At 73.3% G+C, this 24013-nt stretch carries 20 protein-coding genes; 3 read left to right on the top strand and 17 right to left on the bottom strand.

Annotated features, from left to right (window positions below; genetic code table 11):
* Positions 1-14: 14 nt before the first annotated feature.
* The 6 genes from rplS to SXIN_RS08210 form a co-directional block, all read right to left on the bottom strand.
* Positions 15-359, bottom strand: coding sequence for a 50S ribosomal protein L19 (rplS, locus tag SXIN_RS08185; RefSeq protein WP_019709833.1), 345 nt, complete (start codon positions 357-359; stop codon positions 15-17).
* Between the two features lie 148 nt (positions 360-507).
* Entirely contained in the window at positions 508-1323 is an 816-nt protein-coding gene (gene trmD / locus SXIN_RS08190) for a tRNA (guanosine(37)-N1)-methyltransferase TrmD (protein WP_019709834.1), read from the bottom strand.
* Positions 1320-1901, bottom strand: a complete 582-nt coding sequence (gene rimM, locus SXIN_RS08195) for a ribosome maturation factor RimM (RefSeq protein WP_019709835.1) — start codon at positions 1899-1901, stop codon at positions 1320-1322. Before rimM ends, trmD begins: the two co-directional genes overlap by 4 nt.
* 193 nt (positions 1902-2094) lie before the next feature.
* The gene (locus SXIN_RS08200) at positions 2095-2334 is read right to left on the bottom strand and encodes an RNA-binding protein (RefSeq protein WP_030544502.1); all 240 of its coding nucleotides are present in this window, start codon (positions 2332-2334) and stop codon (positions 2095-2097) included.
* Positions 2335-2336: 2 nt separating this feature from the next.
* A complete protein-coding gene (gene rpsP / locus SXIN_RS08205) occupies positions 2337-2786 on the bottom strand; it encodes a 30S ribosomal protein S16 (RefSeq protein WP_019709837.1) in 450 nt (149 codons plus the stop codon).
* 243 nt (positions 2787-3029) lie between these two features.
* Positions 3030-3620 (bottom strand): hypothetical protein, encoded by a 591-nt coding sequence (locus SXIN_RS08210; RefSeq protein WP_019709838.1) that lies wholly within the window; start codon positions 3618-3620, stop codon positions 3030-3032.
* 701 nt (positions 3621-4321) lie between these two features.
* On the opposite strand from SXIN_RS08210, the gene SXIN_RS08215 reads away from it, so the two are divergent.
* Positions 4322-5182 carry an SAM-dependent methyltransferase gene (locus SXIN_RS08215; RefSeq protein WP_095756803.1) on the top strand — a complete coding sequence of 287 codons (861 nt, stop codon included), beginning with the start codon at positions 4322-4324 and terminating at the stop codon, positions 5180-5182.
* A 51-nt stretch (positions 5183-5233) separates the two neighbouring features.
* Here the strand turns inward: SXIN_RS08215 and ffh are convergent, their stop codons facing one another.
* The 5 genes from ffh to nsdA all read right to left on the bottom strand — a co-directional run bounded on the left by ffh (position 5234) and on the right by nsdA (position 12907).
* Positions 5234-6781 (bottom strand): signal recognition particle protein, encoded by a 1548-nt coding sequence (gene ffh, locus SXIN_RS08220; RefSeq protein WP_019709840.1) that lies wholly within the window; start codon positions 6779-6781, stop codon positions 5234-5236.
* Between the two features lie 83 nt (positions 6782-6864).
* The gene (locus SXIN_RS08225; protein WP_420341042.1) at positions 6865-9444 is read right to left on the bottom strand and encodes a [protein-PII] uridylyltransferase; all 2580 of its coding nucleotides are present in this window, start codon (positions 9442-9444) and stop codon (positions 6865-6867) included.
* 100 nt (positions 9445-9544) lie between these two features.
* Entirely contained in the window at positions 9545-9883 is a 339-nt protein-coding gene (locus tag SXIN_RS08230; protein ID WP_019709841.1) for a P-II family nitrogen regulator, read from the bottom strand.
* Entirely contained in the window at positions 9880-11166 is a 1287-nt protein-coding gene (locus SXIN_RS08235) for an ammonium transporter (RefSeq protein WP_039822102.1), read from the bottom strand. Before SXIN_RS08235 ends, SXIN_RS08230 begins: the two co-directional genes overlap by 4 nt.
* 253 nt (positions 11167-11419) lie before the next feature.
* Complete coding sequence (gene nsdA, locus SXIN_RS08240; RefSeq protein WP_019709843.1) at positions 11420-12907, bottom strand: transcriptional repressor NsdA; 1488 nt, start codon at positions 12905-12907, stop codon at positions 11420-11422.
* 580 nt (positions 12908-13487) lie between these two features.
* Between nsdA and SXIN_RS08245 the strand changes: the two genes are divergently transcribed.
* Complete coding sequence (locus SXIN_RS08245; protein WP_095756804.1) at positions 13488-14162, top strand: bifunctional DNA primase/polymerase; 675 nt, start codon at positions 13488-13490, stop codon at positions 14160-14162.
* 157 nt (positions 14163-14319) lie between these two features.
* Here SXIN_RS08245 and ftsY read toward each other — a convergent pair whose 3' ends face one another.
* The 5 genes from ftsY to SXIN_RS08275 form a co-directional block, all read right to left on the bottom strand.
* A complete protein-coding gene (gene ftsY / locus SXIN_RS08250) occupies positions 14320-15528 on the bottom strand; it encodes a signal recognition particle-docking protein FtsY (RefSeq protein ID WP_095756805.1) in 1209 nt (402 codons plus the stop codon).
* Positions 15529-15675: 147 nt separating this feature from the next.
* Entirely contained in the window at positions 15676-17094 is a 1419-nt protein-coding gene (locus SXIN_RS08255; RefSeq protein WP_019709845.1) for a sugar porter family MFS transporter, read from the bottom strand.
* A gap of 227 nt (positions 17095-17321) precedes the next feature.
* Complete coding sequence (gene smc / locus SXIN_RS08260; protein ID WP_095756806.1) at positions 17322-20897, bottom strand: chromosome segregation protein SMC; 3576 nt, start codon at positions 20895-20897, stop codon at positions 17322-17324.
* Between the two features lie 214 nt (positions 20898-21111).
* The gene (locus SXIN_RS08265; protein WP_019709848.1) at positions 21112-21318 is read right to left on the bottom strand and encodes a hypothetical protein; all 207 of its coding nucleotides are present in this window, start codon (positions 21316-21318) and stop codon (positions 21112-21114) included.
* Positions 21319-21684: 366 nt separating this feature from the next.
* Positions 21685-21966 (bottom strand): acylphosphatase, encoded by a 282-nt coding sequence (locus SXIN_RS08275; RefSeq protein ID WP_019709849.1) that lies wholly within the window; start codon positions 21964-21966, stop codon positions 21685-21687.
* Positions 21967-22095: 129 nt separating this feature from the next.
* Between SXIN_RS08275 and SXIN_RS08280 the strand changes: the two genes are divergently transcribed.
* A complete protein-coding gene (locus SXIN_RS08280) occupies positions 22096-22968 on the top strand; it encodes a CAP domain-containing protein (RefSeq protein WP_095756807.1) in 873 nt (290 codons plus the stop codon).
* On the opposite strand, the gene mutM is transcribed toward SXIN_RS08280, so the two are convergent.
* Entirely contained in the window at positions 22965-23876 is a 912-nt protein-coding gene (gene mutM, locus SXIN_RS08285) for a bifunctional DNA-formamidopyrimidine glycosylase/DNA-(apurinic or apyrimidinic site) lyase (RefSeq protein ID WP_019706465.1), read from the bottom strand. The two genes, SXIN_RS08280 and mutM, sit on opposite strands and share 4 nt — an antisense overlap.
* Positions 23877-24013 lie beyond the last annotated feature (137 nt).

Genomic DNA, 24013 nt, shown 5'->3' on the forward strand with positions numbered 1-24013 from the left:
CCTCCGGCGATGGTTCAGCTGCGCTTCTCCTTGATCTTCGCGGCCTTGCCGCGGAGCTCGCGCAGGTAGTACAGCTTGGCGCGGCGGACGTCACCGCGGGTCACGACCTCGATCTTCTCGACGATCGGGGTGTGCACCGGGAAGGTGCGCTCCACGCCGACGCTGAAGCTGACCTTGCGGACCGTGAAGGTCTCGCGCACACCGGAGCCCTGACGGCGGATGACGACGCCCTTGAACTGCTGGACACGGGAGCGGTTGCCCTCGATGACACGGACGTGGACGTTCACGGTGTCGCCGGGGCGGAACGCGGGGACGTCGCTGCGCAGCGATGCGGAGTCGACACTGTCGAGAAGGTTCATGACCGTCTGCTTTCCTCGCTGATGCCACAGGTCATCAGCGGTACGTAAGGGTGCGAGATGCGGGGTTCCGCCGGTACCGGCGGCGAGTGCGGCGGGCGGGCGTCGTTCCCCCTGTGGCAGGGGCGCGCGCCGGACGCACAACAGCGGCTCATTCTTCCACGGCGGTGGGCACCCGCCCAAATCGGCCCTCCGCCGTCACCTCCCAGCCGAGTTCGGCGAGGATCCGGCGGTCGTCCCGGTCGAAGGCGGCGGGATCGCGGCCGGCGATCAGATCGGGCCGGTTGCGGGCGGTGCGGCGCAGCGCCTCGTCGCGCCGCCAGCGGGCGATCCGGCCGTGGTGGCCGCTGAGCAGCACCTCGGGGATGGAGCGGCCGCGCCAGACGGGCGGCTTGGTGTAGACGGGGCCCTCCAGCAGCCCGGCCATCCCGCCGGGCGCGAAGGAGTCGTCGCGGTGGGATTCGGCGTTGCCGAGCACACCGGGGAGGAGCCGGGCGATCGCCTCGGTCATCACCAGCACCGGGGCCTCGCCGCCGGCCAGGACGTAGTCGCCGATGGAGACCTCCAGGAGCTCGTACTCCCGGGCGTACTCCTCGACGACCCTCCGGTCGATGCCCTCGTAACGGGCCGGGGTGAAGACGAGCCAGGGGCGCTCGGCGAGCCGGACGGCCAGCTCCTGGGTGAACGGCTCGCCGCCGGGGGTGGGGACGACGACGACCGGCCGCTCCTCCCCGTCACCCGAGGCGATGACGGCGTCGAGCGCCTCCCCCCACGGTTCCGGCTTCATGACCATGCCGGGACCGCCGCCGTACGGGGTGTCGTCCACGGTGTTGTGCCGGTCGTGGGTCCACTCCCGCAGGTCGTGCACCCGCACGTCGAGCTGCCCGCGGGCCCGTGCCTTGCCGACCAGGGAGAGGTTCAGCGGTTCCAGGTACTCCGGGAAGATGGTGACGACGTCGAGCCTCATGCGCCGGCCCTGCCGTCGGCGGCCCCCGGCCCGGTGTCCCGGCTGCGGCTGCCCGCGATCTCGGCACCGGCCTCGTCGAGCAGGCCGGGCGGCGGGTCGATCACCGCGCGCTGTTCCGCGAGGTCCACCTCCGGGACGATCTCGGAGACGAACGGGATGAGGACCTCGCTGCCGTCGGGCCGCTCCACCACCAGGAGGTCCTGGTACGGAAGATGGGAGATCTCGGTGATCCGGCCGACCGCGGTGCCGTCGGTGGTGACCACGTCGAGGTCCATCAGCTGGTGGTCGTAGTACTCGTCGGGGTCCTCCGGGACCTCCTCCGGGTCGACCTCGGCGATCAGCAGGGTGTTGCGGAGCGCCTCGGCACCACTGCGGTCCCGTACGCCCGCGAAGCGGAGCAGCAGCCGGCCGCTGTGCACCCGGCCGGTCTCGATGGTGAGCGGTCCGGCGGAGGCCGGCTCCGTGTCCAGGACGGCGCCGGGGGCGAGCCGGAGTTCCGGTTCGTCCGTCCGCACCTCGACGGTGACCTCGCCCTTGATGCCGTGGGCGCGGCCGATCCGCGCGACTACCAACTGCACTGCGCCTCTCTTTTGCGGCGGGGCCGCCGCCTGTCGCGGTGGCCGCTCGCGCCGCCGTCATTCCCGGTGGATGGCCGCGGGGCCGGGCCGCCGTCCGTGCGGCGCGCTCCCCGTCGTCCTGTTTCTGGTCCGCGGACGGGCGCGGGCCGGGGCGGGCCGTGGCCCTCCCCGGCCCGCGCCGGTGCTGTGCGTGTCAGCGAACCTGGTCCACGTCGACGAGGTCGACGCGGATACCGCGGCCGCCGAGGGCGCCCACGACGGTCCGCAGGGCGCGGGCGGTACGGCCGTTGCGGCCGATCACCTTGCCGAGGTCCTCGGGGTGGACCCGGACCTCCAGCACCCGGCCCCGGCGCAGGTTGCGCGAGGCGACCTGAACGTCGTCGGGGTTGTCGACGATCCCCTTCACGAGGTGCTCGAGGGCCTCCTCGAGCATCATCAGGCCTCGGTGGACTCGGCCGACTTGGCGTCCGCCGGAGCGGCAGCCTCGTCCGCCTTCTTCTCGGACTTCTTGGCCTTCGGGGTGATCGCCTCACCCTTGGGCTCGTCACCGGCGTCCTTGGCCGCGGCCTCGAAGAGGGCGCGCTTGTCGGCCTTGGCCTCGGGGACCTGCATCGGCTCGGGGGCCGGGAGGCCCTTGAACTTCTGCCAGTCACCGGTGACCCGGAGGATGGCCGCGACCGGCTCGGTCGGCTGCGCGCCGACGCTCAGCCAGTACTGGACGCGCTCGGAGTCGACCTCGATGCGGGACGGGTTCTGCACCGGGTGGTACAGACCGATCTCCTCGATGGCCCGGCCGTCACGGCGGGTACGGGAGTCGGCGACGATGATGCGGTAGTGAGGCGACCGGATCTTGCCCAGGCGCTTCAGCTTGATCTTGACTGCCACGGGAGTGGTGTCTCCTGCTCTATGACGTGTTTGAGCAGCACGGCGCCCCGCGTGGGGTTGCGGGGTTCCGGGTGCTCGATGGACGCGTCAGCCGAGGGAGAGAGGGGTCCGGTCCGGCTGCCGAGTACTCAACGGCCCATTCTGCCATATCGCGGGGGCGCCGCCGCACGCCCCCGGGGGCACCCCACGCACCCCGGGGGCCGGTGGCCGGCGGGGACGGGGAAACGGGGCGGTGCGGCGGCGTCAGGCCGCGGCGGCGGCCTCGGGAATTCTGAACGGCTTGCCGCAGCCGCCGCAGACGATCGGGGCCTGGGCCAGCACGGACGGGACGACCCGGACGTTGCGCCCGCAGTCGCACACGGCCTTGACCCGGACTCCGCCGCCGGACGAGCCGTGCCGGGCCGCGGGGCCGCGGAAGCTGCGGCCGGCGTCACCGGCGGTCGCCGCGGAGTGCGCCTTCAGCGCGCGGTTCAGCCGCTCGATGGTGGGCCGGTACCGCCGTTTCGCCTCCGGGCTGAGGACGACCAGCGAGAAGCCGCTGCTGGGATGCGGCTCCTCGGAGTGGTCGAGCCCGAGCTCCTCGGCCACCGCCAGGAATCTGCGGTTGTGGTAGCGGCCGGCCCGCGAGGTGTCGCGGATACCGCGGGCGGCGGCGATGCCGTGGACTGCTTCATGGAGCAGTCGTTCGAAGGAGAGCTCCGCGCCGCAGGCGGACGAGGACTCTCCGATCAGGGATTCGGGCGCGGCGAGATCCGGCAGCTCGGGGTGGTGCCGTTGAATGTCGGCCCACGCCTGCGCCAGCTCCGCGGCGAGAACAGGTGGTGTCGTGCTCACGTCGTGAATAACGAGCCGGAGTGCCCTGGTGTTCCGATACCGGGCATCCCAAATAATTTGCACGTACCAGTCAGTACAGCGCTGTTGCGGGGCGACGGGGGCGGGGGAGCCGATCTGCGGAGAACCCGTACGGCTCACAACAAGCCGGTACGTACCTACCCGCGCGTAACCCCGGCGCACGCTCCGGTCCGCGCGCCCTCGGACAGCGGCGCTCCCGCGTCACCGCCACGGCGCCCGGGCCCGCCCGGCGCTCCCCGGCCCCTGCGCCCGTCCCGTTCCGGCATGATCCGCGGGATTCCGGCATGTCTCCACGGAACGCGGCGGCGTCCGCGAGCGTACCGGGCCCGCTCCCCGCGACGGCAACGCCCCCCTCCCGGCGGCGCGCAAGGGCCCGGCCCCGGTCCCGTCCCCGATCGAACGGGCCCCCTCCCGGGGGCGACGGCGGAAAAGCCGCGTCCGGGACGGAAGCCGCCGTCCGTGCCATGGCGGACTCCGTACGGCGGTGGCACTCTGAGAAGGGAATCGGTGGTCCCCGGGCACGCCGCGAACGGCCGGCGGCGGCGTGCGCCGAGGGAGCCAAGACATCGCCGCGCATCCCCGCGGGCCCGCAGCGCAGCGGGCCCCCGGCGAGGGGACGGGGCGCGGCTCGACCAGGGGCGGGCAACCACAGGACCGAGCTCTCGGCGGATTGGGGCGCTTCGATGACACCCACGCTCGTACAGCGGCACCACCTCTCCCCGACGCGCGCGCCCGAGGGTGCGCGCGTCCGCGCGCGGGACTGGGCTGAGATCCAGGAACGGATGCTGGTGCCGCTCTACGAAGCGGTCCACCAACGGCTGGAGACGGGAGCCGGGGACCGGGTGCTCGGTCTGCACTGCGGTTCGGGGCTGGCGCTGCTGATGGCGGCCGCCCGCGGCGCCGTCGTGACGGGCACCGACCCGGACCCGTACCGGCTCGCGCTGGCCCGGAAGCGGCTGCTGCCGGACCCCGCGGAGCACCCGCCGGGCGCCGCGCCGCGCCTGTACGAGGGCGGGCCGGAGGCCATCGCGGAGGACGGGCGGCCGTTCACCCTGGTGACCGTCTTCGACCCGCAGTCCTGCGCCGACGAGGACCTGGGCCCGGCCCTGGACGCGGCGACCGCGCTGGCCGAGCGCGGCAGCCCGGTGGTGCTCACGGGCTGGGGACCGCCCGAGCGGTGCGCGACGTGCTCCGTGCTGCGGGTGGCGACCCGGCTGGCCGGCCGGCCACCGGCGCTCGGGCCCGGTTACGGGGACGCACCCGGCCGGCGGCGTTCGTACGGGCGCGACGCCCTGGAGGAATCGGCGCACCGGGCCGGGCTGCGGCCGGACGGTTCCGGGCGCGTCTCCTGCCCGTTCGGCTACGCCGATCTGGACAGCGCCGTGCGCGGACTGCTCTCCACCGGCCTGTTCGACGAGGCGGTGGCAGCCACGGACGCCGACCAGGTCGAGAAGGAGCTCACCGAGGCGCTGCACCAGCACCGCCGGCCGGACGGCACGATCTGGATGCCGAACGTCTTCCGTTATCTCGTCGCACGGGTCTGAGCCCGGCGGTCCGGGGCACCGGCCGCCCGGTCGGCGCAGGCCGGCGCAGGTTCAGCGCATGAACTTCTTGAACTCGTCCGGCAGTTCGAAGTCCTGAGGCTCCTGCCCGCCCTGCGGCAGGCCCAGCGGGTTGGCGGCCTGCTGCTCGCGGCGCGCGGCGGCGGCCTGCTCCTCGGCCTTCCGCTTCATCGGGTTGCCGCTGCGGCGCTTGCCCTTGGCCTGCTTCTGCTGCTTCTTCTTCCGGCCGGGGCCGCCGCCCATGCCCGGCACCCCGGGCATTCCGGGCATCCCGCCGCCCTGAGCCATCCGGGACATCATCTTGCGGGCCTCGAAGAACCGCTCCACGAGGTTCTTCACGGCGCCGACCTCCACACCGGAGCCCTTGGCGATCCGGGCCCGGCGGGAGCCGTTGATGATCGTCGGGTCCTGGCGCTCGCCCGGCGTCATCGACTTGATGATCGCGGCGGTGCGGTCGACGTCCCGCTCGTCCAGGTTGTTGATCTGCTCCCGCATCTCCCCCATACCGGGCAGCATGCCGAGCAGTTTGGAGATGGAGCCCATCTTCCGGACCTGCTCCATCTGGGCCAGGAAGTCGTCGAGCGTGAACTCCTTGGGCCCCTTGGCCAGTTTCCCGGCCATCTTCTCGGCCTCGGCCTGGCTGAAGGTCTGTTCGGCCTTCTCGATCAGGCTGAGCATGTCGCCCATGCCGAGAATGCGGGACGCCATGCGGTCCGGGTGGAACGCGTCGAAGTCGTCCAGCTTCTCGCCGTTGGAGGCGAACATGATCTGCCGGCCGGTGACGTGGGCGATGGACAGGGCCGCACCGCCGCGCGCGTCGCCGTCGAGCTTGGAGAGCACCACGCCGTCGAAGCCCACACCGTCGCGGAACGCCTCGGCGGTGTTCACCGCGTCCTGGCCGATCATCGCGTCGACGACGAAGAGGATCTCGTCCGGGGAGACGGCGTCGCGGATGTCCGCGGCCTGCCGCATCAGCTCCTCGTCGATGCCGAGGCGGCCGGCGGTGTCGACGATGACCACGTCGTGCAGCTTGGCCTTGGCGAACTCGATCGAGTCCCGGGCCACCTTCACCGGGTCGCCGACGCCGTTGCCCGGCTCCGGCGCGTAGACGGCGACCTCCGCGCGCTCGGCCACGACGGAGAGCTGGTTGACGGCGTTCGGGCGCTGGAGGTCGCAGGCGACCAGCAGCGGGGTGTGGCCCTGGCCCTTCAGCCAGCGGCCGAGCTTGCCCGCCAGCGTCGTCTTGCCCGCGCCCTGCAGACCGGCGAGCATGATCACGGTGGGCGGGGTCTTGGCGAAGCGCAGCCGGCGGGTCTCGCCGCCGAGGATGCCGACGAGCTCCTCGTTGACGATCTTGATGACCTGCTGGGCGGGGTTGAGGGCCTGCGAGACCTCCGCGCCCAGCGCCCGCTCCTTGATCTGCTTGATGAAGGCCCGCACCACGGGCAGCGCGACATCCGCCTCCAGCAGCGCGATGCGGATCTCGCGGGCGGTGGCATCGATGTCCGCCTCGGACAGGCGGCCCTTGCCCCGGAGGTTCTTGAACGTCGCTGCGAGGCGGTCGGAAAGAGTGTCGAACACGGCGGTCGCGAATCCTCGGATCGGTGGGGCGGGCAACTGACCCCCAGGGTATCCGCCCGTTCCCGGTGCGGTCTCCCCCGCGGTCAGCCGAGGGCGCTCTGCACGGCGCGGGCCACCTCCGCGGCCCGGCTCCCGGCCAGCGGCGCGCCGTCGGTGCCGGTGAGATAGAAGGCGTCGACCGCGTTGGCGCCGAGGGTGCTGATGTGCGCGCTGCGCAGCCGTACCCCCGACTCCTCCAGGGCCCGGCCGATGCGGTGCAGCAGGCCCGGGGCGTCCTGTGCCCGCACCTCCAGGACCGTCGCGTGCCGGGAGGCCGCCGGGGCCACTGTCACCCGGGGCGGCGGGGGCCGCACTCCGTGGCGGCGCGGGTACGCGGCCTCGCGCTCGGCGAGCCGGGCGGCGATGTCGAGCGACCCGTCCAGGGCGCGCAGCAGATCGGCGCGGAGCCGGGCCGCGTCCGGCAGGGAACCGTACTCGGCGGCCACCCGCCAGCTCAGCAGCAGGACGGGGCCGTCCGCTTCCTCTTCCTCGCCGGCCCGCCCGGCCGGGGGCTCCAGGAGCCGCAGGTCGGCGGAGCGCACCGCGAGGCGGTGCAGGGCGAGTACGCCCGCCGCCGCGGGCAGCAGACCGGCGCGCTCGGGTACGGCGATGTGCAGTTCGACGCCGACGGGTTCGGGCTCGCCGCCGACCGGGGCTCCTTCCGGCGTGCCGGGGCTCAGGCTGAGCGCCGGGCCGCCGGTGCGCAGCGCCTCCGCGGCGAGCCGCCGCTGCCCGGGCGCCGCCCCCGCGGACGGGCCGCTGTCGTCCGGCTGCCGGGGCGGCTCGCCCGCGAGGACGTCGGTCACCCGGCGGACGAGGTCGGTGACGAGCGACGCGCGCCACGCGCTCCAGGCGGCCGGGCCGGTGGCGAGGGCGTCGGCCTCGGTGAGGGCGTGCAGCAGGCCGAGCGTCTCCGGGCTGCCGACCGCGTCCGCGACCTTCTGGACGGTGGCCGGGTCGTCCAGGTCGCGCCGGGTCGCGGTCTCGACGAGCAGCAGATGGTGGCGGACGAGCGCGGCGACGGTCCCGGTGTCCGCCGGGCCGAAGCCGATCCTGGCGGCCACGTCGCGGGCGATGACCTCACCGGTGGTGGAGTGGTCGCCCGGCCAGCCCTTGCCGATGTCGTGCAGCAGGGCCGCGACGAGCAGCAGGTCGGGGCGGCCGACCCGGCGGCTGAGGGCACCGGCCCGCACGGCGGTCTCGACGCAGTGCCGGTCGACGGTCCAGCGGTGCACCGCGTTGCGCTGCGGCCGGCAGCGGACCCGCTCCCAGTCGGGCAGCAGCCGGGTGATCAGCCCCTCGGCCTCCAGCGCCTCCCACACCCCCACGGTGGGCGGGCCGGCACCGAGGAGGGTGACGAACTGCTCGCGGGCCTCGGCGGGCCAGGGCACGGGCAGCGGGCGGGCCGCGGTGGCCAGGCGCCGTACGGCGTGCGGCGAGAGGGGGAGCCCGGCCTGGGCCGCGGCGGCGGCCGCGCGCAGTGGCAGGACCGGGTCCTGCTGGGGCCGGGCGGCGCGGGCGAGCACTGCCTCGCCGTCTTGTTCGACGACGCCCTCGGCGAGCGGGGTGCGTTCGGCCGTGTCGCCGGACGCGCCGGGGGTGCGTCCGCGGCCCGGGCGCCCCCCGGTGAGCAGCCCGCGCAGTCCGCCGCGGGCCGAGCGGGCGCGCAGGACGCGGCCGACCTCCCGCCAGGTCACGTCGTCGGCGTAGGCCACGGTGCGCGCGGCCTCGTAGACCCGGCGGAGCAGGGCGTCGGCGTCCGCCAGTCCCAGGTCGGCGGCGACCTGGTCCTGTTCCTGGAGGGCGAGCCGGTCGGTGGCGCGGCCGGTGGCCAGGTGGAGGGTGTCGCGGACGTCGAGGAGCCGGGTCCGGGCCTCGGCCAGTCCCTGGCGCGGGGCGTCGGCCAGCCAGGAGGCGGCGACGGCACGCAGGGCGGTCAGGTCGCGGAGCCCGCCGTGCGCTTCCTTGAGGTCGGGTTCCAGGAGGAACTGGAGTTCGCCGTGGCGCCGGGTGCGTTCGTCGCCCAGGGCGCGCAGTTCGGGCAGGCGCTTCGGTGCCTGGTTGCGCCAGTCGGCGAGGACGGCGGTGCGCAGCGCGGTGGTGAGCGACGGGTCTCCGGCGATGTGCCGGGCGTCCAGCAGGCCGAGCTGGACCTTGAGGTCCTCGCGGGCGGTGGTGCGGGCCTGGGCGGTGGTGCGCACGGAGTGGTCGAGGGCGAGCCCGAGGTCCCAGACCGGGTACCAGATGCCGTCGGCGAGGGCCGCCACGGCCTTGGGGTCGGCCGTCTCGTCGTGCAGCAGCAGCAGGTCGAGGTCGCTGCGCGGGGAGAGTTCGCCCCGTCCGTAGCCGCCGACGGCCACCAGGGCGGCTCCCCGCCGGGGCGCGGGGCGTGGGGCACGGGGCTCTCCGGGAGGCGGGTCCGCCGGTGTGCCGTTCCGGGTGACGGCGCCGGCGGCGCTCGCGGTGAAGAGCGCGGCCAGCCAGTCGTCGGTGAGGCGGGCCAGGGCCGCGCGGCGGCCGGGCCCGGGCGGGGTCTCCTGCCGGAGCAGCCGGGTGCGCGCCGCCGCGTAGCCGCCGGGCGGCGGGCCGGCCGCGTCCGCTGTGAAGTCCACGCCGTCCGTCACCGGTTCCCCTTTTGCTGTTCGGGCCCTGTGCGGGCCGGTCGTGCGGTGCCGGGTGCCGGGCGGGTCCGCGTCCGTCTCGCGGACCCGCCCGGGGCCTGGCCTAGAGCGCGTCCGGGCCGCGCTCCCCGGTCCGTACCCGGACCGCCGTGTCGACGGGGACGCACCACACCTTGCCGTCGCCGATCTTGCCGGTCCGGGATGCCTTGACGATGACCTCGATCAGCTGTTCGGCGTCGCCGTCCTCGACCAGCACCTCGATCCGGACCTTGGGCACGAGGTCGACGGTGTACTCGGCGCCGCGGTACACCTCGGTGTGGCCGCGCTGCCGGCCGTAGCCGCTGGCCTCGGTGACCGTCAGGCCCTGGACGCCGAAGGCCTGGAGGGCCTCCTTGATCTCGTCCAGCCGGTGCGGCTTCACGACCGCCGTGATGAGCTTCATGCGTCCACCTTCTTGTTCCGCGGCGCCGCCGCACCCGTCTCCGTGAGGTCCGGCACCGTACTACGGCCGGTGGGCGTGCCCCCCACGGTGCTGAAGTCGTAGCCCGTCTCGGCGTGGAACACCTGGTCGAGCCCGGAGGTCTCGTCGTCCTCGCCGGCCCGGAAGCCGATCGTCATGTCGACGATCTTCGCCAGCAGCCAGGAGACGACGAAGGAGAAGGCCATGACCGAGAAGGCTCCGATGGCCTGCTTGCCGAGCTGGCTCATGCCGCCCACGCCGTCGATGGCGAGGACGCCGACCAGCAGGGTGCCGATGACGCCGCCGACCAGGTGGACGCCGACGACGTCGAGGGAGTCGTCGTAGCCCAGCTTGTACTTGAGGCTGACGGCCCAGGAGCAGACGGCACCGGCCACGACACCGATGAGGATGGCACCGAGGGCGTTGACGTGCGCACCGGAGGGCGTGATGGCGACCAGGCCCGCGACCGCGCCGGAGGCGGCACCGAGGGTGGTGAAGGCGCCGTGCCGGATCCGCTCGTAGACCAGCCAGCCGAGCATCGCCGCGCCGGTGGCGACCTGGGTGTTGAGGGCCATGGTGGCCGCGGTGCCGTTGGCGGCCAGGGCCGAGCCGGCGTTGAAGCCGAACCAGCCGAACCACAGCAGGGCCGCGCCCAGCATCACCAGCGGCAGGTTGTGCGGCCGCATCGGTTCCTTCTTGAACCCGATGCGCTTGCCGACGACCAGGACGGCGGCGAGGGCGCCGATACCCGCGTTGATGTGGACGGCCGTGCCGCCGGCGAAGTCGATGACCTCCAGCTGGAACAGCCAGCCGTCGGCCTGCCACACCCAGTGCGCGACCGGGAAGTAGACCACGGTCACCCAGAGGGCGATGAAGAGCGACCAGGCGCTGAACTTCACCCGGTCCGCGAGCGCACCGCTCATCAGGGCGGGCGTCAGCACGGCGAACATCAGCTGGAAGAGGGCGAAGGCGAAGACGGGGATGCCTTCCTTGCCTCCGGTGAGCGTCTCGGGGTCGATGCCGGCGAGGCCGACGTGGTCGAGGTTGCCCAGCAGGCCGCTGCCGATGTCGTCACCGAAGGTGAGCGAGTAGCCGTACAGCACCCAGAGGACGCTGACGATCCCCAGGGAGATGAAGGACATCATGAGCATGTTGAGGGCGCTCTTGACCCGCACCATGCCCCCGTAGAAGAAAGCCAGGCCCGGTGTCATCAGCATCACGAGCGCGGCACTGATCAATACGAATGCGGTATCTGCGCCATTCAATGTCGATCTCCTAGAAAGCGACGGCCCGTGCGGGATGGAACTTGGGGTGGGCCGGTTTTCGCCTAGAGATTGGCGCAGCGCCGTTTCCTCCGATGCCGCAGGGTGTTTCGGCGCCGTGACGAAGGCCGTGCGCGTGTTACGCGCGGATGAACTGCGGGACGCCGGCGGACGGTTCGGGGCAGGCTCCGCCCGGGTTCCGGGGATGGCCGGAACCCGGCGGTCCGGCGCGGCCGGGCGGGCCCGCCGGAGGGCTTCAGACCGCCTGTGGGGCCTCGGCGGAATCCGACAGTTCGCGGGCCAGCCGATCGGTGGCACGGAGCACGTCCGCCACCGAGCCGAATTCACGGGCGGCGTGGTCCACGGTCTTCCGCAGCCTGGTGTTCACGCGCTCGGACCGCACCTGCCGGGCAACTCCGAGCGCCTGCTCCGCGAGCACCACTGATCGTTCCGGTTCCTTTTTCAGCAGATGAACGGTGGCCATACCGATCAGATTGAGCGCGTAGGAGCGCTGGTGTTCCGCATCCTGCCGGAAGAGTTCCACGGCCCGCTCCATCAGGGGCTCGGCCAGTGAGGCGTAGGCCGGGCTGCGGCCGGCCGCGTACGCGAGATCACGGTACGAATGGGCGTTCTCGCCGTTCAGCTCGGCCTCGGAGAAGAAGCGGATCCAGTCCGGATCGCCGTCGCCCGGGGCCGCCTCCGCGAAGGTCTCCTCGGCCATCCGCACGGCGCGTTTGCACTTGCCGGGCGCTCCCATGTTGGCGTAGGCGCGGGCCTCCATCGCATACAGCATGGCCTGGGTCCGTGCGGTGGAGCAGTCGCGGCTGCCGTACTGGGCGAGGTGGACCAGCTCCAGGGCGTCGTCCGGCCGGCCGAGATGGATCATCTGCCGGCTCATGTTGGAGAGGATGTACGAACCGAGGGGCTTGTCCCCCGCCTCCTTGGCGGCGTGCAGCGCCAGCACGAAGTACTTCTGGGCGGTGGGCTGGAGCCCGATGTCGTAGCTCATCCACCCCGCCAGTTCGGCGAGTTCGGCCGCGACACCGAACAGCCTGCGGGCGACCGGCGCCGGATGCGGCTCGTGCAGCAGGTCGGTGACCTCGTGCAGCTGGCCGACGACCGCCTTGCGGCGCAGCCCTCCGCCGCACTGCGCGTCCCACTGCCGGAACATCCTGGTCGCGGTCTCCAGCAGGTCCAGTTCCGGCCCGGACAGCCGGGGCGCGGCCCGTCCGGAGGGGTCCCGCGCGGGCACCGCCGTCTCCTCCGGCCGCCCGCCGGGGGCCGGCACCAGCCAGCGCTGGAGCGGCTCGACGAGGGAGGGGCCCGCGGCCAGCGTCAGGGAGCTGCCGAGAAAGCCCCGCCGGGCCAGCATGAGATCACTGCGGGAGAACTCGCTGAGCAGGGCGGTCGTGCGGGGCCCGCTCCAGGGCAGGTCCACCACCGAGTCCGACGGGGAGGGGTGCGCGGTGCGCAGCCCGAGGTCCTCGGTGGAGACCACACAGCCGAAGCGTTCGGAGAACAGCTCGGAGAGGATCCGCGGGATGGGCTCGCGCGGCTGCTCCCCGTCCAGCCAGCGGCGCACGCGGGAGGTGTCGGTGCTGATGTGGTGGGCGCCCAGCTGCCGGGCCCGGCGGTTCACCTGGCGGGCGAGTTCGCCCTTGGACCAGCCGCTGCGCAGGAACCACGACCCCAGGGGCTCATTGGGGTGCTTGCCGGTCTGCGTGCCGCTGCCACCGGTGTCCAACTGCCATGCCCCCGTTCTGCCGCTTCCGTGCGAGCGCCGGTCCCGGGAAGCCGGCCCTCCCCCCGCCGGGACGTACCGTCGGCGGCCCGGAGTGCCGGTCGGCCGACCGGGCGGTCGGCCTGTCACCGGCATACCCCGGCGCCGGCGGATTCAGACGGCATCGGGCAGCTTCGGACAGCTCCCGATCCGCCCGGCGCCGGCGGAGCGGACAGAAGACCGCCCGAACCAACGAAAAGCGACGAAAACCGACCTTACGGACCACCCTCGTCCCACCGGTCCGGCACCACCCCCGGAAGACCGTGCGCACCGAAAGTAATCCTACGATCACCTGTGTGACGAGCTGACACCGGGAAACGCCACCATTCGCCACCCCTTCGGATGAACATCTGCCGTTCTCTTCACGATTCACTTGACACTGGCAATTCGACTGGGAGGACGGTTGCCGACGGGGGCGCGCACCGGACCGGCCACCACCCGCCGCACACCACCGAGCCGTATACAGCGCCGACCGCAGCGACAGACGGCGCGGAACGTCTCCTCCGCGCGTAACCACTGATTCGAGCGACCCGTTGGAGAGGGCATGGGCTTCACGATCGGCGGCATCCGGGACCTGCGGCCGGGCACGCGGCGGCGCGGCCGGGCGTCGGAGTGCACGGTGGTGGCCGAGTACACCGGACTCCACGGATGGGACGTGGTCCCCGGAGCCCGCGCCACGGCCCTCTCCGGAGAGCGCGGCGCCCGCTGCTCCTGCGGCGCACCGCACTGCGCGGCCCCCGGGGCGCACCCCCTCGGCCACGCCCGGACGGTACCGGCCGGCTCGACGCTCCGCGAAGTGGCCGCTGCCTGGGCCGGATCGCCCGGTGCCGCCGTACTGCTGCCGGTGGGCCGCTCGTTCGATGTCATCGAGGTCGGCGCGACGGCCGGCCGGCAGGCGCTGGTCCGGATGGAGCGGATGGGGCTGCCGCTCGGCCCCGTCGCGGTCACGCCGCACGGCCGGGCCCACTTCCTCGTCGCGCCCGGCGCCTTCGCCGAACTGCCCGATCTGCTCTACCGCATGGGCTGGGACGGTGCCCGGCTGGATCTGCGCTGCCTGCCCCCGGGCAGCCACATCACCGCGCCGCCCTCCGACCTCGCGGGGCTCGGTCCGGTCCGCTGGCTGAGACCGCCGGAGCTCGGCACGGCGGTCCGTCCGCCGCACGCCCGCCTGCTGCTGGGCACCCTCGCCTACGTCTGCCACCGCTCGGCCGCCCGCTGAGATCCGCCCGGTGAGGCCACGGCCGTACGGCCCCGGACGGAGGTCCGGGTCCCGCCCGCGGGGAACGGGGCCGGGCCGCCGTCCGGCCGGGTGCGGCGGTCGCGCCGTGTCCCCGGCCGGGCGGCGGCCCGGTGCCCGGCGGTCCGTCCCGCCCGGCTCAGTCCCCGATGAGCGCGTCGACGAAGGCCTCCGGCTCGAAGGGCGCCAGGTCGTCGGCCCCCTCCCCGAGGCCCACCAGCTTCACCGGGACGCCCAGTTCGCGCTGGACGGCGACGACGATGCCGCCCTTGGCCGTGCCGTCGAGCTTGGTCAGTACGATCCCCGTGATGTCCACGACCTCGGAGAAGACCCGGGCCTGCACCAGGCCGTTCTGGCCCGTCGTGGCGTCGAGGACCAGCAGCACCTCGTCCAGCGGTCCGTGCTTCTCCACGACCCGCTTGACCTTGCCCAGCTCGTCCATGAGACCGGCCTTGGTGTGCAGCCGGCCGGCGGTGTCGATGAGGACCACGTCCGCGCCCTCGGCGATGCCCTCCTTGACCGCGTCGAAGGCGACCGACGCCGGGTCGCCGCTCTCGGGGCCGCGGACGGTCCTGGCGCCGACCCGCTCGCCCCAGGTCTGCAGCTGGTCGGCGGCGGCGGCCCGGAAGGTGTCGGCCGCGCCGAGCACCACACTGCGCCCGTCCGCGACCAGGACCCGGGCGAGCTTGCCGGTGGTGGTGGTCTTGCCCGTGCCGTTGACGCCGACGACCATCACGACGGCCGGGGTCTCCAGGCCGCCGTCGGTCTTCACGGACCGGTCGGCCTCCGTGCCGATCAGGGTGAGCAGTTCCTCGCGCAGCAGGGTGCGCAGCTCCTGTGGAGTGCGGGTGCCGAGGACCTTCACCCGCTCCCGGAGCCGCTCCACGAGCTCCTGGGTGGGGGCGACGCCGACGTCCGCGGTGAGCAGGGTGTCCTCGATCTCCTCCCAGGTGTCCTCGTCGAGATGCTCCCGGGAGAGCAGGGTGAGCAGGCCCTTGCCCAGGGAGTTCTGCGAGCGGGAGAGCCGGGCGCGCAGCCGGACGAGCCGCCCGGCGGTCGGGGCCGGCACCTCGACGGGCGGGGCCTCCGGCACCGGAACGGGCGCCGGGGCCTCGGCGACGGTGGCACCGGCGCCCGGTAGTCCGACCTCCTCGATGGTGCGGCGTTCTTCGGCGGCGGGAGGCCCGGCCTCCTCACCGACATGCGGTTCGGCGGGCGGGGCCGTGATGGTCGGCGCGCTCGGCGGCGGGGGAGGCAGCCGCTTCTTCCGGCGGCTGGTCACCACCAGACCGGTGATCGCGCCGATCGCGACCAGGGCGATGACTACAGCAAGGATGACGAATTCCATAACTCCCTCAGTATCGGCCACCGTCCCGCGTCCCGTCCCCGCCCCCGCCGGTCACCGCGCGTCGGCCGTACCGTCTCCCGGCGCACCGGCGGCCCCCGGTCCGGCTCGTGCTCCGAGCCGGACCGGGGGCCGCCGTCAGCGAGCGGGTCAGCCCATCTCCTCCAGGGACTTGCCCTTGGTCTCGGGCACCCACTTGAGGACGAACGGGATGGAGAGCACGGCGAAGAGGGTGTAGAGCACGTACGCGCCGGAGAGGTTCCAGTCGGACAGGCTCGGGAAGCTCACCGTGATCAGCCAGTTGGCGACCCACTGGGCCGAGGCCGCGATACCGAGGGCAGCCGCCCGGATCCGGTTGGGGAACATCTCACCGAGCAGCACCCAGACCACCACACCCCAGGACAGGGCGAAGAACAGCACGAAGGAGTGGGCCGCGACGAGCGCCACCGTGCCCTGTGTGTCCGGCATGGAGATGTCCGCGCCGGTCCCGGTCTTGTACGAGAACGCCCACGCGGCGAGGCCCAGGGAGAGTGCCATGCCGGTGGATCCGACGAGCAGCAGGGGCTTGCGGCCGAAGCGGTCGACGAAGATCATCGCGATCACGGTGCCGATGATGTTGATGATCGAGGTGGTGAACGAGTAGAGGAAGGAACTGGTCGGGTCGATGCCGACGGACTGCCAGAGCGAGGCCGAGTAGTAGAAGATCACGTTGATGCCGACGAGTTGCTGGAAGAGCGACAGCCCGATACCGACCCAGACGATCGGCAGCAGCTTGAAGCGGCCGCCCAGCAGGTCCCGGAAGGTGGACTTGCGGTCGGTGCGCATCGCCTCGTTGATCTCAAGGACCCGCTGGTCCAGGTCGACGTTCTCGCCCTCCACCTCGCGCAGGACCTTTCTGGCCCGCTCCGTCCTGCCCACGGAGATGAGGAAGCGGGGGGACTCCGGGATCGCGAAGGCCAGCAGGCCGTAGAGGACGGCCGGGACGACCTCGGCACCGAGCATCCACTGCCAGGCCTCCAGGCCGGCGAGGGCGCCGCGCTGCTCGCCGTCGGCGAAGGTGAGGATGCCGAAGTTGACCAGCTGCGAGGCGGCGATGCCGATGACGATCGCGGCCTGCTGGAAGGAGCCCAGCCGGCCCCGGTACGCGGGCGGGGCGACCTCGGCGATATAGGCCGGGCCGATGACCGAGGCCATACCGATGGCCACGCCTCCGAGCACCCGCCAGAAGGCGAGGTCCCAGATGGTGAAGGGCAGGGCCGAGCCGATCGCGCTGGCCGTGAAGAGCAGGGCGGCTATCTGCATCACCCGGATCCGGCCGAGGCGGTCCGCGATCCGGCCGGCGGCCGCGGCACCGAGGGCACAGCCGATCAGCGCGGCGGCGATCACCTGGGCGAGGAGTTCCGAGCCGACACCGAAGCGGTCGCGGATCGCCACGACCGTGCCGTTGATGACGGAGCTGTCGTAGCCGAAGAGGAAACCACCCATCGCGGCGGAGGCCGTGATGAAGATGACATGGCCGATGTGTTCCGGATGGGCTCTGCGCCCCTCGGCAAGCTGCGTGGTGGACACGTTCTCTCCTGAGCCCGGCGGCGTCCCGGGCGTGGGGGTCGGGCCTTGGGTGGTGTGACACCGCCAGGGGAACACCACTTGAAGGCAAGGTGAACTCAGCCGAGACTATGTGTTCAATTCCTGAAGTCAAATGCAGTGCCGTTCAGCGGCTTCCCCGGGACTCCCGCACTCATGCACGCCCGTCCGCACACCCGGAGGGCCACCGCCCCGGCGCGGACCGGACGGCGTCAGCGCAGCCGCTGGCTGATGACCTTGGACACCCCGTCGCCCTGCATGGAGACGCCGTAGAGGGCGTCGGCGACCTCCATCGTCCGCTTCTGGTGGGTGATCACGATCAGCTGGGAGCTCTCCTGGAGTTCCTCCATGATCCGGATCAGCCGCTGCAGATTGGTGTCGTCGAGCGCGGCCTCCACCTCGTCCATCACGTAGAACGGGCTGGGCCGGGCCTTGAAGATGGAGACCAGCATCGCCACCGCGGTCAGCGAGCGTTCACCTCCCGACAGCAGGGAGAGCCGCTTCACCTTCTTGCCGGGCGGCCGGGCCTCGACGTCCACACCGGTCGACAGCATGTTCTCCGGGTCGGTGAGCAGCAGCCGGCCCTCGCCACCGGGGAAGAGACGGGAGAAGACGCCCTCGAACTCGCGCGCGGTGTCCCGGAACGCCTCGGTGAAGACCTGCTCGACCCGCTCGTCCACTTCCTTCACGACCTGAAGGAGGTCGGCCCGGGTCTTCTTCAGGTCGTCGAGCTGCTCGGTCAGGAACTTGTGGCGCTCCTCCAGCGCCGCGAACTCCTCCAGGGCGAGCGGGTTCACCTTGCCCAGCTGCTGGTACGCCCGCTCGGCCGCCCTCAGCCTCTTCTCCTGGGCCGCCCGCACATACGGAACCGGCCGGTTGCGCGGGTCCTCCGGGTCCTCCGGGAGCGTCTCGCCCTCCGCGGGCGGCGACGGCGGCACGAGCTGGTCCGGCCCGTACTCCGCGATCAGCACCTCCGGTTCGACGCCGAGCTCCTCCAGCGACCGGGTCTCCAACTGCTCGATCCGCAGCCGCTTCTCGGCGCCCAGCACCTCGCCCCGGTGCACCGAGTCGGTCAGCTTGTCCAGCTCGCTCTTGAGGTCCCGGCCCCGGTGGCGCTCCGCGGCCAGATCCGCCTCCCGGCCGGCCTTGGCCCGCTCGGCCGCGGCCCGTTCCTCCCCGGCCCGTACCAGCGACACCTCGATGTGCGCCAGCAACTGCCGGGCACCGTCCGCGACCGCGGCGGCGACCTCCGCCTCGTGCCGCAGCCGGGCCCGCAGCCGCTCCGCCCGCGCCCGGGCCTCCCGCTCGGCGCGCGCGCCGCGGTCCAGCGCGTCCGCCCGGCCCGCGAGCCCCTTGACGCGCTCCTCATGGGTACGGACCTGGAGCCGGGCCTCCATCTCCGTCTGCCGGGCATTGGCACCGTCGGCGGCCAGCCGGTCCCGGGCCGAGGTGTCGGGCTCCTCCTCGGCCCCATCGGCCAGCGCCGCCTCCTCGGCGGTCAGCAGCCGTTCGGTGAGCTCCTCGGCCTCCTCGGTGGCGCGCCGCAACGCCTCCTCGGCGCGTTCGACCGCCGCGGAGGCCCGCTCGGCCTCGCCCGCCGCGGCCCGGGCCTGGCCCGCCAGCCGGCCCAGCGACTGGGCGACGGTGGACTTCTCCCGGTCGGCGGCGCTCCGCCGGGCCGCCAACTCCTCGACGAGGGCAGCGCACGCGGTGCGCCGCTCCCCCGCCCGCCGCTGCTCCCCCGCGAGTTCCTCGCACCGTACGGCCAGCTCGGCCAGTTCGGCCGCCGCCTCGTCGACGGACGCCTGCACCTCCAGCAGGCTCGGCGCACCGGCGGAACCGCCCTGGGCGAGGTGGGCGCCGAGCAGATCGCCCTCGGCGGTGACCGCCGTCAGCTCCGGCTCCGCGGCGACCAGGTCCTCGGCGTCCTCCAGCGTCCCGACCACCACGACCCCGCGCAGCAGCCGGCGTACGGCGGGCAGCAGCCCCGGCGGACCGCTGACGAGGCCGGCGGCGTGGCGGTGCCCGCCGGGGAGCGTCCCGTCCGCCGGAGGGTCCGGCTCGGCCGCGCCGCCGCCCAGGAGCAGGGCCGCGCGGCCGGCGTCCGTCTTGCGGAGCAGCCGCAGCGCTTCCGCCGCCGTCGAGGGGCCGTCAACGGCCACGGCGTCGGCCGCGGCCCCCAGCGCCGCGGCCACCGGCACCTCGTAGCCGGACTCGACGGTGAGGAGTTCGGCGGCCGGGCCGAGGAGGCCCGCCAGCCGCTCGCCCGCGGCGAGCAGGGCCCCGGTGCCGTCCTTGCGCCGCAGCCCGGTGGCGAGGGCGTCGTGCCGGGCGGCCGTCGCGGCCCGTTTGCGCTCGGCGGCGGTGACGGCCTCCCGGGCGCCGTTCAGCGCGGCCTCGGCGGCGGTGAGTTCCCGTTTGGCGGCCTCGTGGCGGCCGGCCAGCTCGGCGTCGTCCGCGTCGAGCCCGTCCACCTCCGCCCGGAGCTGTTCGTACTCCTCCTGCGCGGCGGTGGCGCGGCCCAGGGCGTCGTCCCGGGACTCGGCCAGCCGCCCGATCTCCGCCTGGGCGGACGCCGCCCGGCTCCGCGCCGCGTTCACCTGCCCGTGCAGCCGTGCCAGTCCCTCGCGCCGGTCGGCGATGGCGCGGGCGGCGTCCTTCAGCCGCCGCTCCTCGCGCGCCAGTTCGCGCTCCAGATCGGCCCGGTGGGCGACGGTGTCCTCCAGCGCCCGCTCCGCGGCCTCCAGCGCGGCCTCCAGCTCCGCCTCCTGCTCACGGATCCGGGCCGCCTCCCGCTCCATGTCCTCCGGGTCCCGGCCGCGCCGTTCCTCCGCGGGGACGGTGGTGGCGCTCTTGACCCGGGCGTCCGCCAGGCTGACGGTGCCGCGCACCCGCTCGGCGAGCTGGGACAGTTCGTACCAGTTCTGCTGGGCCCGCTGCAGCCTGGGGGCCAGGCGCCGCACCTGGTCCTCGAGTTCGGCCTCGCGCCGCTGCGCCGCGCGCAGTTCGGCCTCGGCCGCGTCCTTGCGCTGCTTGAGGGCCGCCTCGTCCGCGACCTCGGCCCGGAGCGCCTCCCGCAGGGTGACCAGGTCGTCGGCGAGCAGACGGAGCCGGGCGTCCCGCAGGTCGGCCTGGATGACGGCGGCCCGCCGGGCCACGGCCGCCTGCCGGCCGAGGGGCTTGAGCTGCCGCCGCAGTTCGTCGGTGAGGTCCTGGACCCGCGCGAGGTTGGCCTGCATCGCGTCCAGTTTCCGCAGCGCCTTCTCCTTGCGCTTGCGGTGCTTGAGAACTCCGGCCGCCTCCTCGATGAAGGCCCGGCGCCCCATGGGATCGGCATGCAGAACGGAGTCCAACTGCCCCTGGCCGACGATGACATGCATTTCGCGGCCGATACCGGAGTCGGACAGCAATTCCTGGATGTCGAGCAGCCGGCAGGTGTCCCCGTTGATCTGGTATTCGCTGCCGCCGTTGCGGAACATGATCCGCGTGATCGTCACTTCGGCGTAGTCAATGGGCAGGGCGCCGTCGGCATTGTCGATCGTCAGCGACACCTCGGCCCGGCCCAGCGGCGGGCGGCCGGTGGTGCCGGCGAAGATCACGTCCTCCATCTTTCCGCCGCGCAGCGATTTCGCGCCCTGTTCCCCCATCACCCAGGACAGGGCGTCCACGACATTGGACTTCCCGGAGCCGTTCGGGCCCACCACACAGGTGATGCCCGGCTCGAAACGGAGTGTCGTGGCCGACGCGAAGGATTTGAACCCGCGCAGGGTCAGACTCTTGAGGTGCACGCCGCTGGACTCTACCTTCCGGCACGCGTCCGTCACCCGTCCCGTGCGCCTCACTTCCCCGTTCCGCCGCGTTCCTTTCGGTTTCACACGGGAGTGCGCCGGGCACACCAGGGTGGAGGAGAAAGAGACCGGACGGAAAAGAAGAAGGGACGCCGAAGCGTCCCTTGCAGATTCTCAGCGGTACCCGGCCGCCGGACCGGCCGGAAGCCCGGCCTCAGGTGAGTGCCGGCTCCGCCTTGGATACATCGAAGCTTTCGAGCAGCGAGTCACCGTGATGAGCGGCGGCCGACAGCGCGTCGTTCTCGGCCTGCATCCGTACGATCTCGGATTCCAGGTCCTGTACGCGCTGCTGAAGCCGTCGCATCTCGGCGATGAGTCGCGGGTCGGAACCGCCGACGTAACCGAGAAGCGCCTTTGCCATGATGGATGGTCCTCCACACTGAGTGACCGACCGATGCGGTGTGGGTCGTGAGCTAGTCGCACCCGCGGTGCCCGTCACCACCGTCATTCCCGGTGCTGAACAGGTGGGGTGCGCGGGGATTCAAGCGTCTCACCAAATGGTTTGACGGTCAACACGATCACACCCCGTATCGCCGGGCGTCCCGGGGGCGCGCCGCTCTGACATGCGGCGCTGCTCTCTCCGGAAGGCCCGCGGGGGGGCGGAGATCATCCTTATGGCCGCAGCCTTGCACGGCGGCGCGTTCTTGGCAACCACCAGGTCATCGCCGTTCTCTCACGGTGATCTCCGGATCATTCCGCCGGAGGCCGCCGTATCGGGGCCGGCGGCTCAGCGGATTTCGAAGTCCCGGTAACCGCCCCGGAATGTGTCCCATATCTCGGTGACACCATCGACCCGGCCGGGCGTGTCACCGGTGCGCAGCCAGTCGAGCAGACGCTCGCAATGATCTCTGGGCCCCTCGGCCACGATCTGCACCCGGCCGTCGCCGAGGTTCGAGGCGAAACCGGTGAGACGGCCGATCTCCAGGGCCCTGGCCCGGGTGAACCAGCGGAACCCCACACCCTGGACACGGCCGCGTACCCAGGCGGTGAGGCGGACGTCCTGCTCCATGGAGGAACGCTATCCCGGCGGGCACAGGGAGGGCACATCCGTCCCCGCGCCATGGCGTACAGTCCCCGGTCAACGAAACCTCACTCGTATGGGTGAGATCGGCTGACGCGGACAGCGGAGGGGTGGGTCATGGGCCGCCAGCGACGCAGTGAGCCCGCGCCCCCGGAGTCCGGATCCGGCCGCGAGCCGCAGCCCGCGGAGCGGCCGGGGCGGCGGAACCGGGCGCCGGTCCGGACGGGGCTGCTGGGAGTGTCGACGGCCGTCGCGGTCGGCGTGGTCACGGTGGCCTCCGGTCTGCTGCCGGGCGGGGGCGGCTACGTCTTCGGCGGCGCGGAGGAGCCCGCGGCTCCCGTGTGGACCGGGTCTCCAGCGGCCCCCGGACCGGGCGAGGCGGCCACCACGGACCCGGCGGCACCGGGCGGGGCCGCCGCCGGACCGGGTGCCGGGCCCGCGCGGCCCTCCGCGACGGCGGCCTCCCCCGACGCCGGTGTGCCGTCGTCCGCACCCTCCCCCCGGCGGACGGCCGGGGACCCCGCCGCCTCTCCCGCGGACGGGACCGCCCCGTCCCGCGGCGCGCCGGCCGAGGCGGAGAGCCTGCGGTCCGGCGCTCCGGGGGCCGGGCCGGAACGGGCCGCCGAGGCCAGGGTGCTCGTCCTGGTGAACCGGGAGCGGCGGGAGGCCGGCTGCTCCCCCGTGACCCCGGATCCCGTACTGGCCGATCTGGCCCGGGCGTTCAGCCGGGACATGGCCGAGCGGGACTTCTTCGCGCACACCGATCCGGACGGTGCCACCCCCTGGGACCGCGCCGGGAGGCTGGGCATCGAAGGGCTGGGCGGCGAGAACATCGCCCGCGGGCAGACGACCGCGGAGGCGGTGATGGAGGCCTGGCTGGACACCCCCCGCCACCGGGCCAACATCCTCAACTGCGGCTACCGCACCCTGGGGGTCGGCGCGCACTTCGGGGACGGCGGCCCCTGGTGGACCCAGGACTTCGGCTACTAGAAGCCTCCGGCACGGCGCCGGGCCGGCGGGCGCTGGCAGCGCGGGCAGTAGTAGCTGGACCGGTTCATCCAGGGGCGGCGGCGCATGGGGGTGCCGCAGCGGCGGCAGGGCTCGTCCTCGCGGCCGTAGGCGTCCAGGGAGCGGTCGAAGTAGCCCGACTCGCCGTTCACATTGACGTAGAGGCTGTCGAAGCTGGTGCCGCCGGCCGCGAGCGCCGCGTGCATGACGTCCCGTACGTGGCCGAGCAGTTCGGTGCTCCGGTAGCGGGTGAGGGTCTCCGTGGGGCGGTCGTAGTGCAGCCGCGCTCGCCACAGCGCCTCGTCGGCGTAGATGTTGCCGACCCCGCTGACCAGGGTCTGGTCGAGCAGGGCCCGTTTGACGGTCGTCCGGCGGCGGCGGAGCGCGGCGTGGAAGGCCGCCTCGTCGAAGGCCGGGTCGAGCGGATCGCGGGCGATGTGCGCGATGGCGTCCGGCAGACCCTCCGGATCGCCGGGCACCCATGGGTGCAGGGAGAGGCCGCCGAAGGTGCGCTGGTCGACGAAGCGCAGTTCGGTGCCGAGAGCGTCGGCGAAGCGGATCCGGACCCGCAGGTGTGTCTCGTCCGGGGCGTCCGCGGGCTGGACCAGCAGCTGGCCGCTCATGCCGAGATGGCCCAGCAGCGAGGTTCCGGCCGAGGGGGCGTCCGGGTCCTGCTCGGGCACGGTGCCCAGCGGCAGCCAGAGGTACTTGCCGCGGCGGTACGCCGGCCCGAACCGGGCGCCCCGGAGCCGGGCCGCGAAGTCCTCGGGCCCGGGGGTGTGGCGGCGGACGGCCCGGGGGTGGCGCACCTCGGCACCGGCGACGGTGCGGCCGCTCACCCAGCGCTCCAGGCCCCGCCGGACCACCTCGACCTCGGGCAGTTCGGGCACGGCTTCTCCTCCTCCGGGCACCGGCCGGGACCCGGGCCGGGCGGTCGTTCCTGGGGCGGGATGGGGGGCGGGGAACAGGGGGCTGCGGATGGCGCGGCGGCGGGAGGGGAGCGGACGGTACGGGCCCACCGGCGCCT

Origin of the sequence: Streptomyces xinghaiensis S187 (genome assembly GCF_000220705.2) — a bacterium.
In the GTDB taxonomy this organism is placed as follows: domain Bacteria; phylum Actinomycetota; class Actinomycetes; order Streptomycetales; family Streptomycetaceae; genus Streptomyces; species Streptomyces xinghaiensis.